This window comes from Nonomuraea sp. NPDC054003, from assembly GCF_055585125.1.
Window position 1 is genome coordinate 315,399 of the sequence record NZ_JBVJKR010000005.1, and the last position, 11,346, is coordinate 326,744.

The 11,346-nt window shown below is 71.0% G+C and carries 8 protein-coding genes; 5 read left to right on the forward strand and 3 right to left on the reverse strand.

The window, feature by feature from the left end:
• The gene (locus ACZ6YG_RS15115; protein ID WP_466018304.1) at positions 1-3,204 is read left to right on the forward strand and encodes an efflux RND transporter permease subunit; all 3,204 of its coding nucleotides are present in this window, start codon (positions 1-3) and stop codon (positions 3,202-3,204) included.
• A 49-nt stretch (positions 3,205-3,253) separates the two neighbouring features.
• Here ACZ6YG_RS15115 and ACZ6YG_RS15120 read toward each other — a convergent pair whose 3' ends face one another.
• Complete coding sequence (locus ACZ6YG_RS15120) at positions 3,254-3,943, reverse strand: TetR/AcrR family transcriptional regulator (protein WP_466018305.1); 690 nt, start codon at positions 3,941-3,943, stop codon at positions 3,254-3,256.
• A gap of 46 nt (positions 3,944-3,989) precedes the next feature.
• Positions 3,990-4,985: an aldo/keto reductase gene (locus tag ACZ6YG_RS15125; protein ID WP_219552441.1), complete on the reverse strand. Its 996-nt coding sequence runs from the start codon at positions 4,983-4,985 to the stop codon at positions 3,990-3,992.
• A gap of 140 nt (positions 4,986-5,125) precedes the next feature.
• Between ACZ6YG_RS15125 and purB the strand changes: the two genes are divergently transcribed.
• Positions 5,126-6,556: an adenylosuccinate lyase gene (purB, locus tag ACZ6YG_RS15130; RefSeq protein WP_466018306.1), complete on the forward strand. Its 1,431-nt coding sequence runs from the start codon at positions 5,126-5,128 to the stop codon at positions 6,554-6,556.
• Entirely contained in the window at positions 6,553-7,317 is a 765-nt protein-coding gene (locus tag ACZ6YG_RS15135; RefSeq protein ID WP_466018307.1) for a GNAT family N-acetyltransferase, read from the forward strand. The genes purB and ACZ6YG_RS15135 overlap by 4 nt, the downstream gene beginning before the upstream one ends.
• A 54-nt stretch (positions 7,318-7,371) precedes the next feature.
• Here ACZ6YG_RS15135 and ACZ6YG_RS15140 read toward each other — a convergent pair whose 3' ends face one another.
• Positions 7,372-8,847, reverse strand: coding sequence for an aldehyde dehydrogenase family protein (locus ACZ6YG_RS15140; RefSeq protein WP_466018308.1), 1,476 nt, complete (start codon positions 8,845-8,847; stop codon positions 7,372-7,374).
• A gap of 113 nt (positions 8,848-8,960) precedes the next feature.
• Between ACZ6YG_RS15140 and ACZ6YG_RS15145 the strand changes: the two genes are divergently transcribed.
• Together ACZ6YG_RS15145 and ACZ6YG_RS15150 are read left to right on the forward strand one after the other, a co-directional pair.
• Positions 8,961-9,788: an IclR family transcriptional regulator gene (locus ACZ6YG_RS15145; protein WP_261808545.1), complete on the forward strand. Its 828-nt coding sequence runs from the start codon at positions 8,961-8,963 to the stop codon at positions 9,786-9,788.
• Positions 9,789-9,997: 209 nt separating this feature from the next.
• Entirely contained in the window at positions 9,998-11,299 is a 1,302-nt protein-coding gene (locus ACZ6YG_RS15150) for an ABC transporter substrate-binding protein (protein ID WP_187281157.1), read from the forward strand.
• Positions 11,300-11,346: the final 47 nt, after the last annotated feature.

An 11,346-nucleotide genomic window follows, 5' to 3' on the forward strand; every position in this document is an offset into this window, starting at 1 on the left:
ATGACCGCACTCGCCCGGTTGAGCCTTGCCAACCGCAGTCTAGTGATCTTGATCGCGGTCGTGCTCAGCGCCTTCGGCCTGTTCACGATCCCGCAGCTGAAGCAGCAGTTGCTGCCGTCGCTGAGCTTTCCCGGCGCCTTCGTGGTGGCGGCTTATCCGGGCGCGTCGCCGGACATCGTGGAAGAACAGGTCACCGAGCCCCTGGAGGACTCCTTCCAGGGGCTCGACGGCATGGAGTCGATGACCTCGACGTCGAAGGAGGGGCTGGCGCAGATCCAGGTCGCCTTCGAGTACGGCACCGACGTCGACGCGTCGATCAGCCGGATGCAGCAGGCGGTCAACCGGATCGGCGGCCAGCTCCCGGCGAACGTGGAGCCGCAGGTCGTGGCGGGCAGCACCGACGACATCCCGGTGCTGGTGCTGGCGGTGGGCGACGGCGGCGACCCGCGGGAGATGGCCGACAAGCTGCGCGGCATCGTGCTGCCGGAGCTGCGGGCCGTCGACGGCGTGCGCGAGGCGCAGGTGACCGGCACCCGCGACGAGGTCGTGACGATCACGCCGGATCTGGGGAAGATGGCGCTGGCCGGGGTGTCGGCGGCGCAGATCCCCGAGGCGCTGCGCGCCAACGGCACGCCGGTCCCGGCCGGTTCGCTGGTGGAGGACGGCACGTCGCTGACCGTCCAGGTCGGCACGCGCGTCGAGTCGGTCGAGGACATCCGCGACCTCTACCTCACGCCCGCCCAGCCGCAGCCCCAGGCCCAGCCGCAGCAGCAGCAGGCTCAGAACGCGCAGCAGCCGCAGGCGCCGCAGCAGGCCGTGCAGCAGCGCGCGCCGAAGCCGGTCAAGCTCGGCGACGTGGCGACCGTGGAGCGCGGCCTGTCCGACGCCACCACGATCACCCGCACCGACGGCCACACGAGCCTGGGCGTGTCGGTCACCATGGTGCCCGACGGCAACGCGGTGGCGATCTCCCACGAGGTGCGCGAGAAGCTGCCCGAGCTGACCCGCGCGCTCGGCGACGGCTCCGACACCGCGATCGAGGTGGTCTTCGACCAGGCCCCGTACGTGGAGGAGTCGATCGAGAACCTCACCACCGAGGGCATCCTCGGCCTGGTGTTCGCGGTGCTGGTCATCCTGGTGTTCCTGCTGTCGGTGCGCTCCACGCTGGTGACGGCGGTGTCGATCCCGCTGTCGGTGGTGATCGCGCTGCTGGTGCTGTGGCTGGGCGACTACTCGCTCAACATGCTGACGCTGGGCGCGCTGACGATCGCGATCGGCCGGGTGGTGGACGACTCGATCGTGGTGCTGGAGAACATCAAGCGGCATCTCAGCTACGGCGAGGCCAGGCGGTCGGCGATCCTGACGGGCGTGCGCGAGGTGGCGGGCGCGGTGACGGCGTCGACGCTGACCACGGTGGCGGTGTTCGCGCCGATCGCGATCGTCGGCGGCATGGTGGGCGAGCTGTTCGCGCCGTTCGCGATCACGGTGACGGTGGCGCTGCTGGCCTCGCTGGTGGTGTCGCTGACGGTGGTGCCGGTGCTGGCCTACTGGTTCCTCGGGACGCGCGGGCTGACGCCGGAGGAGGCCAGGGCGCAGCGGGAGAAGGCGGAGGCCAAGGAGCTGCGCTCGCCGCTGCAGCGCGCCTACCTGCCGGTGCTGCGTTTCGCCACCCGCTTCAAGGTCGTGACGCTGCTGATCGGCGTGGTGGTGTTCGCCGGCACGATGGGGCTGGCGGGCAGCCTGCAGACGAACTTCCTGGACTCCTCGGGCCAGGACACGATCTCGATGAGCCAGCGGATGCCGGTGGGCACCGACCTGAAGACCACCGACAAGGCGGCGGCCAAGGTCGAGGAGGTGCTGGAGCAGGTCGACTCGGTCGAGTCCTACCAGGTGAACGTCGGTGGCGGCAATGCCATGATGGGCGGGACCGGGGGCGGCGCCGACCGTGCCTCCTACTCGATCACGATCAAGGACGGCAGCGACACTCCGGCGGTGGAGCAGGAGCTGCGTGACCGGCTGGCCGAGGTGTCGGGCATCGGCGAGGTGACGGTGGGCGGCGCGTCGGCCGCGGGGTTCTCCTCCGACAGCGTCCAGGTGATCGTGCGCGCTCCCGACATCGGCGCGCTGCGCTCGGCCGCCGACGCGGTGACGGGCGCCATGGGCCAGGTGGAGGGGCTGCGGGACGTGTCCTCGAACCTGGAGACGAGCGCCCCGCGGATCGAGGTGCGGGTGGACCGTGAGAAGGCTGCCGCGCGCGGCCTGACCGAGGCGCAGATCGGGCAGACGGTGGCGCAGGCGTTCCGCGGCGCCCCGCTGGGCCAGCTCACGCTGGACGGCCGGGCGAGCGACCTGGTGCTGCGCGTCGGCGACGCGCCCGACGACGTCAAGGCGGTGCGCGACCTGCGGCTGCCGACGGCGTCCGGGCTGGTGAAGCTGTCGTCGGTGGCCGAGGTGGAGAAGGTGGACGGTCCCACCCAGATCACCCGGATCGACGGTGAGCGTTCGGCCACCGTCTCGGCCAAGGCCACGGCCGCCGACCTGGGCAGCGTCACCGCCGAGCTGACGCGCGAGCTGGACGGGCTGGGCCTGTCGGCCGGCGCCGCGTACGAGATCGGCGGCGCTTCGGCGGACCAGGAGGAGGCGTTCGCGGACCTGGGGATGGCGATGCTGGCGGCGATCGCCATCGTCTTCATGATCATGGTGGCGACGTTCCGCAGCTTCGTGCAGCCGCTGATCCTGCTGGTGTCGATCCCGTTCGCGGCGACCGGCGCGGTGGGGCTGCTGGTGGCCACGGACACGGCGATGGGCGTGCCGGCGCTGATCGGCATGCTGATGCTCATCGGCATCGTGGTGACGAACGCGATCGTGCTGATCGACCTGATCAACCAGTACCGCGCCCAGGGCATGGGGATCGTGGAGGCGGTCGTGGAGGGCGGCCGGCGGCGGTTGCGGCCGATCCTCATGACGGCGGTGGCGACGATCTGCGCGCTGGTGCCGATGGCGCTCGGCGTGACGGGTCACGGCGGGTTCATCTCGCAGCCGCTGGCGATCGTGGTGATCGGCGGTCTGATCAGCTCGACGTTGCTGACGCTGGTGCTGGTGCCGACGCTGTACACGATGGTGGAGCGGGGCAAGGAGCGGATGCGGCGCACCCCGCCGGAGGCGAAGCCGGAGCCGAAGGTGCTGGAGACGGCGGCGCCCTGACGGGCGTGTCCGCCCGTGCGGCCCGGTGCCGTGCGGGCGGACGCCCCCGCTAGCCGCTCGTGGCGATGCGGTCGAGCCAGTCGGCCAGCAGGGCGCGTTCCGGCGCGTTGAGCGCGGTGGTGCGGGGCAGCACCGCGCGCAGCGCGACGGCGGCTGCGACCGGCCCGCCGTCCGGCGTCGCGCCGGGCGGCGGGCCGGTGGTGATGGTGGCGATGACCGAGTCGCGGGCGGTGGCCGACAGGGCCGGGTCGCGCTGCTCCTCGGGCATGGAGATGAGGGTGAGGGTGATCCCGCGGCCGGCGGCGTGCACGAGGAGGGCGGCGCGTTCCTCGGTCATGGCGAGGCGGCCCGCCTCGGCGATGCGGTGGATCATGCCCGAGAGGATCTCCGACGCCTGGCGGGCGGCGGGTGACTCGCCGGGGCGCGGGTCGCCGTAGATGAGGCTGTAGAGGGCGGGGTGCGCCAGGCCGAAGCCGACGTGCAGGTCCCAGCCGCGGCGCAGGTCGGCGACCGGGTCGTCGGTGACGGGGTTGTCCTTCTTGCTGCGCAGGTAGGTCTGGAAGCCGTGGCCGGCCACGGCGTCGAGCAGGCCCTGTTTGTCGCCGAAGACGCGGTAGATCGCCGGGGCCTGCACCCCGGCGGCGGCGCTCACGGCGCGGGTCGAGACCGCGTCGCGCCCGCCCGCGGTGAGCAGGGCCGAGGCGGCTTCGATGATGCGGTCCCGGTGGGTCTTCGCCATGTTTCCGATGGTAACAGGATGATGTTATCGATTTGGCCCGTGCCGGTCAGCGTTCGCTGTCCAGGTGGGCCATCGCCGGGGCGGCGTAGCGCGCGCCGGAGGCGGCGCCGGCGGGCACCGCGCGCTCGATGTCCGCGAGGTCCTGCTCGGTGAGGTGGACGCCGGTGGCGGCGAGGGATTCGGCCAGCCGGGCCCGGGTGCGGGCGCCGACGAGCGGCACGATGTCCTGGCCCTGCCGGCTCACCCAGGCGATCGCGGCCTGGGCGGCGGTCACGCCCTTGCGTTCGGCGACGCCGCGCAGGGCCTCCGCCAGTGCCAGGTTGCGCTCCAGGTTGCCGCCCTGGAAGCGCGGGCTGGCGGTGCGGAAGTCGCCGGCGGCGAGGTTTCTGTCCGGGGTCCAGTGGCCGCTCAGCAGGCCGCGCGACAGCACGCCGTAGGCCGTGACGCCGATGCCGAGCTCTCGCGCGGTGGGCAGGATCTCGGCCTCGATGCCGCGTGACAGCAGTGAGTACTCGATCTGCAGGTCGCTGATCGGGTGCACGGCGGCGGCCCTGCGCAGGGTGTCGGCGCCGACCTCGGACAGGCCGATGTGGCGGATGTATCCGGCCTGGACCAGCTCGGCGAGCGCGCCGACGGTCTCCTCGATGGGCACTTCGGGGTCGAGCCGGGCGGGCCGGTAGACGTCGATGTGGTCGGTGCCGAGCCGCCGCAGGCTGTAGGCGAGGAAGGTCTTGGTCGCGGCCGGGCTGGTGTCGTAGCCGAGCCAGCCGCCGTCGGGGCCGCGCAGCGCGCCGAACTTGACGCTGATCACGACGCGGTCGCGGCCGGCGCCGCGCAGGGCGTCGCGCAGCAGCAGCTCGTTGTGGCCCATGCCGTAGAAGTCGCCGGTGTCCAGCAGTGTGACGCCCGCTTCGAGGGCGGCGTGGATGGTGGCCAGCGACTCCTTCTCGTCGGCGGGGCCGTAGAGGTCGGACATGCCCATCAGGCCGAGCCCGAGCTCGGACACGACCGGCCCGGTGACGCCGAGGGTGCGCGTGTTCATGAGGTGTCTCCCCGAGATGTTTTCACTGTTAACAGAACTGACGATATCACCGCTAAGTTATCGTCGCTACCGTAAGAATGTGATCGCTGATACCGGCCTGTGCGGTACGGGCCGCGCACCTGCCCATACACTTGTCCAACGTGACTTCCAAGCCTCGCATCCCTGACGTCCTGGCAGCCCGTTACGCCTCGCCGGAGCTGGCCCGCCTGTGGTCTCCCGAGCACAAGGTGACCGCCGAGCGGCGGCTGTGGCTGGCGGTGCTGCGCGCGCAGGCCGAGCTCGGCGTGGCGGTGCCCGAGGGCGCGGTCGCCGACTACGAGAAGGTCGTCGACCGGGTCGACCTGGAGTCGATCGCGGCGCGCGAGCGGGTGAGCCGCCACGACGTCAAGGCGCGCATCGAGGAGTTCAACGCGCTGGCCGGGCACGAGCAGGTCCACAAGGGCATGACCTCCCGCGACCTGACCGAGAACGTCGAGCAGCTGCAGATCCGCGACAGCCTCCTGCTGGTGCGCGGCCGCGTGGTGGCGCTGCTGGCCCGCCTGGCCGAGCTCGCCGCCCGTCACGAGGCGACCGTGCTGGCCGGCCGCTCCCACAACGTCGCCGCCCAGGCCACCACCCTCGGCAAGCGCTTCGCCGGCGCCGCCGACGAGCTGATGGTGGCCTACCGGCGGCTGGAGGAGCTGATCGCCCGCTACCCGCTGCGCGGCATCAAGGGCCCGGTCGGCACCGCCCAGGACATGCTCGACCTGCTCGGCGGCGACCACGCCAAGCTGGCGGAGCTGGAGGAGCGCGTCTCGGCCCACCTGGGCTTCGAGCGCCGGCTGACCAGCGTCGGCCAGGTCTACCCGCGCTCGCTGGACTTCGAGGTCGTCACCGCGCTCGTCCAGCTGGCCGCCGCGCCGTCCTCGCTGGCCAGGACGATCCGGCTGATGGCCGGCCACGAGCTGGTCACCGAGGGCTTCAAGGAGGGCCAGGTCGGCTCGTCGGCGATGCCGCACAAGATGAACACCCGCTCGTGCGAGCGGGTCAACGGCCTGGCCGTGGTGCTGCGGGGTTACGCCTCCATGGTGGGGGAGCTGGCCGGCGACCAGTGGAACGAGGGCGACGTGTCCTGCTCGGTGGTGCGCCGGGTGGCGCTGCCGGACGCGTTCTTCGCCTTCGACGGCCTGGTGGAGACGATGCTGACGGTGCTGGAGGAGTTCGGCGCCTTCCCGGCCGTGATCTCCGCCGAGCTCGACCGCTACCTGCCGTTCCTGGCGACGACCAAGATGCTCATGGCGGCGGTCCGGGCCGGGATGGGGCGCGAGCGGGCGCACGAGCTGATCAAGGAGCACGCGGTGGCGTCCGCGCTGGCGATGCGCCGGAGCGGCGGCGCCAACGAGCTGCTCGACCGGCTGGCCGCGGACGAGCGGTTCCCGCTGGACCGGGCGGCGCTGGATGCGCTGCTGGCCGACCGGGTGTCGTTCACCGGCGCCGCCGCCGGCCAGGTGCGGGAGGTCGTCGAGCAGGTGGGCCGTGTGGTGGCCGAGCACCCGGAGGCGGCCGCGTACCGTCCGGGCGCCATCCTGTGATCCACGAGCTGGCCTCGCTCGCCGGGTTGCGGGCCGCGTGCGGTGACGACGACCTGGTGGTGTGGAACGCGCAGGACCTCGGCGGCGGCGGGCCGGCGCGGGCGTGGGCGTCGGGCGGCGCGGTGGTGTCCGCCGCGCCCGGGGTGTCGCGCCACGACCGGCTGGCGGTGTGGGGGGAGGCCGCCGACGCGGTGGAGCTGGTCCGGCACGCGCTGGCCGAGCTGGGGCCCTCCTACCGGCCGTGGGGTGAGCGGGAGCTGCTGGCGCAGGTCGTGGCGAAGCTGGACGGGCTGGAGGTGGGCGGCGCGTTCTCCTGGATGAGCCTGGCCGACCGGCCTGGGCCGGGTTTTCCGTCCGGTCCGGCCTCCGCGACGGAGGTGGGCTGGTTGCCGGCAGAGGCCGAGGGGGAGGTGGCCGCGCTGCTGGCGGTGGACACGCCGGACTCCTACGCGGCTCCCGGGATGCCGGGGGTGCGCCGGTGGGCGGGGGTGCGGGTGGACGGGGTGCTGGCGTCGGTGGCGGCCGACGCCTGGCCGGCTCCGTCGGTGGGCGTGCTGGCGGGGGTGGCGACGGCGGCCGCGTTCCGGGGGCGAGGGCTGGCCGAGCGGGTGTGCGGGTGGGTGTCGGGGGAGCTGGTGGCGTCGTACGGGCGGGCGGCGCTGATGGTGGACGACGACAACGCCACGGCCATCGCCGTGTACGAGCGGCTCGGGTATCGGATCAGGCCGGTGCTGTCCTCGTACATGAAATCTACAATGTAAAGGGCGCGGGTGGGTGCGGAACCACACGTCACCAACCCTTCAACCCTGCGACGGTCAGAAGGGGTAGGTGCGGGGGTCGTCCCGTACGGTGACCCACTGGGTCTCGCAGAACTCCTCGGCGGCGAAGCCGAGGCCGAACCGTCCCCAGCCGCTGTCCTTGACGCCGCCGAAGGGCATCTGCGGTTCGTCGTTGACGGGCTGGTCGTTGACGTGGACGATGCCGGCTTCCAGGGTGGCGGCCAGGCGTAGTCCGCGCCGGCTGTCGCCGGTGATGATGGAGGCGGCGAGGCCGAGGTCGGTGTGGTTGGCGCGGGCGACGGCCTCTTCGGCGGAGTCGACGGTTTCCACGACGACGACGGCGCCGAAGGTCTCGCTCTGGGCGATCTCGGCTTCGTCGGGGACGTCGGTGAGGACGGTGGCGGGGTAGCAGGGGGGTGCGGGTTCGCCGCCTGCCAGGACGCGGGCGCCGAGTCCGACGGCTTCTTTGACGCGCCGGTCGAGCAGGGCGAGGGCCCATTCGTTGATGACGGGGCCGATGACGGTGGCGGGGTCGGCGGGGTCGCCGGTGGGGAGTCGGGCGGCGCGGGCGGCGAAGCGTTCGGTGAAGGCGTCGGCGAGGGGGCGTTCGACGTAGATGCGGCGGGCGCACATGCAGACCTGGCCTTGGTGGATGAAGGCGCCGTAGACGGCGGCGTCGACGGCGTGGGTGAGGTCGGCGTCGGCGGCGACGATGAGGGGGTTCTGGCCGCTGAGTTGCAGGACGACGCGTTTGAGGTGGCGGCCGGCTTTTTCGGCGAGGCGTCTGCCGGTGGGGGTGGAGCCGGTGAAGTTGAGGCGTTTGACGAGGGGGCTGGCGAGGAGGGTGTCGCCGACGGCGCCGGCTTCGCCGGGTGCGTGGGTGATGACGTTGAGTGCTCCGGCGGGGAGTCCGGCTTGGTGGAGGATTTCGGCCCAGAGGGTGCCGCCGGTGTAGGGGGCTTCTTCGGAGGGTTTGAGTACGACGGTGTTGCCGAGGGCGAGGGGGCCGGTGATGGCGCGGCCGGAGAGGGTGAGTGAGGCGTTCCAGGGGGCGATGGCGGCGACGACGCCGACGGGTTTGCGTACGGCCATGGCTTGGGTGCCGTCGGTGTCGGAGGGGAGGAGTTCGCCTGCGGGGCGGTAGGCGAGGTTGGCGGCTTGGCGGAGGAGTTTGACGGCGAAGTCGAGTTGTACGGTGCCGAAGTGGTGGCCGCAGCCGGTTTCTGCGGCGAGGGCGGCGAGGACGTGGGTGGCGCGTTGTTCGAGGAGGTCGGCGGCGTTGAGGAAGACGCGCTGGCGTTCGGCGGGGCGGGTGCGGCTCCAGGTGGGGAAGGCGTGGTGGGCGGCGGTGATGGCGTGTTCGGTGTCTTCGGCGTCTCCGGCTGCGGCGTGGCTGAGGATGTGGCCTGACCAGGGGGATCGGTTGGGGTAGGTGCGGCCGGTGGTTGCGGGTGTCCAGGTGCCGGCGATGAAGTGTGTGGTGTTTGCGGTCCAGGGGTGTGCCGCGGCCATCGAGTCCCCGATCTTCTTGCTCGTTGTTGCCGGCCGTTAGCTTTCCGGTGGTGGGGGCGGGCTGTCCACAGCGGTTCGGATGGTTAGAACGTTGGGGTCGTATTCTGGCACGCGTGGCTGATGATGGTTCTTCGCGTGGTCGTGCGGCGGCTGGTTCTTCGGCGTTCTCGGTGTCTTTGGAGCGGGGGCTGAGTGTGCTGTCGGCGTTCGGTGGTGATCGTTCGGTGCTGGGGATCGCGGATCTGGCGCGGGCGGTGGGGCTGAACAAGAGCACGACGTATCGGTATGTGGCGACGTTGGTGAAGCTGGAGTATCTGCGGCAGGACCCGGAGACGAAGAAGTATTTCCTGGGGCCGCGGGTGGTGGATCTGGGTTTCGCGGCGATCGATTCGATGGAGTTGACGAAGGTGGCGGGGCCGGTGTTGCAGGCGCTGGCCGATGAGACGGGGTTCACGGCGAGCATGGGGCTGTGTGACGGGCCGGACGTGGTGTATGTGGATCGGCGGCGTAGTGCGCGGCGGAGTTCGCTGGCGATGGATCTGAATTTGCATGTGGGGTCGCGGTTGCCGGCGTACTGCACGTCGATGGGGAAGGTGTTGCTGGCTTTCCGGGATCCGGTGGCGTTGCGGCAGACGCTGGATCGGATCGACATGGCGCGGCGGGGTCCGAAGACGATCACGAACAGGGAGCAGTTGGTGGCTGCGCTGGCGAAGGTGCGGCAGAGCGGGTGGGCGGTGAACGACGAGGAGCTGGCGCCGGGGTTGCGGTCGTTCGCGGCGCCGGTGCGTGATCGTTCGGGTGAGGTGGTGGCGGCGGTGAACGTGGCGGTGCATCTGACGATGGCGCCGGCGGCGGTGGAGTCGCTGGCGGGGCGGTTGGAGGGGCCGTTGCGGCGTACGGCGGCGGAGATTTCGCGGCGGTTGGGTTACCGGCCGGAGTAGGGGCGTTCGGGGGAGGCAAATCGCGTTCGGGTGGTTCGAACGCTGTGTTGCTCTGGTGTGGGCGGGACCGTACGGTCGGCTCAACTTCCGCCACCGGAGGTCCGTGCCGTTCCCCGGCCAGCTGGTGGCCGGGTGAGACATCCCCCAGAGCAACTGCGGCGTGTCCAGGTTCAGTGCTGCCTGCGCGCCGTCGAAACGAGGAGTTTGGCGTGAGTGACACCCCCACACGCGGCCTGGATCGGCGTTCTTTCCTGAAGGCGGCGGCGGCTCTCGGCGGTACGTCCTTGGTGGGCGCCTGCGGAGGACTGAAGGGCGCCGGTAGTTCGTCGTCGGATGTGCTGAAGATCGGTTATGTGAGTCCGCAGACGGGTCCGCTGGCGGGGTTCGCCGCCGCGGACAATTTCGTGGTGCAGCAGATTCAGGACGCGTTGCGTAACGGTTTCACCGCCGGTGGGCAGAAGCGCCGGATCGAGATCGTCGTCAAGGACACGCAGTCGAATCCGAACCGGGCGACCGAGGTCACGCGTCAGCTGATCAACAGTGACAAGGTGGATCTGATCGTCGGTTCCTCCACTCCGGACACCACGAATCCGGTCGCCGACCAGTGTGAGGCGAACGGGATCCCGAACGTGACCACGATCGCTCCGTGGGAGGCGTGGTTCAACGGGCGGGGCGGCAAGGATGGTGAGGGGTTCACGTACACGACGCTGTTCTTCTTCGGTATGCGGGAGTTCGCCGACTGTTTCATCCCGATGTGGGAGCGGGTGGATCCGTCGAACAAGAACGTGGCGGCGTTGTGGCCGAACGACACCGATGCGAATGCCTTCCGGCAGGGGCTGGGGGCGATGATGAAGGAGTCCGGTTACACGCCGGTCGACGGTGGCGCCTATCAGAACGGGGCGGCGGACTTCACGGCGCAGATCGCCACGTTCAAGGAGTCGCGGGCGGAGCTGTTCACCTGCACGCCGATCCCGCCGGACTTCCAGACGTTCTGGAAGCAGGCGCGGCAGCAGGGTTTCCGGCCGAAGCTGGCCACGGTGGCCAAGGTGATGTTGTTCCCGTCGGAGGCGGAGGCGCTGGGGCAGCTGGCGGCCAACATCGCCACGGACTTCTGGTGGAGCCCGGCGCATCCGTACACCTCGACGCTGGACGGCAGGAGCGCCAAGCAGCTGGCCGACGACTTCGCGGCGTCGACGGGCAAGCAGTGGACGCAGGCGCTGGGGTCGGTGTATTCGCTGTTCGAGATCGCGGTGCAGGCGTTCAAGGAGGCGAGCGATCCGAAGGATCGTGACGAGGTGGCGTCGAAGCTGCGCGGGATGAAGATCGAGTGCATGAGCGGGAAGCTCGACTTCACGGCGGGGCCGCAGCCGGGCATCGCGATCCAGCATCCGGTGGGCGGGCAGTGGCGCAAGGGTGAGAAGTTCCCGTGGGATGTGGTGATCGTCGACAACACGCCGAACAAGGATGTGCCGGTCGGCGGCGACCTACTGCCCACGAACCAGGGCGACTGATGGCGGCGCCGCTGCTGCGTCTGGACGGCGTCGCCAAGAGCTTCGGT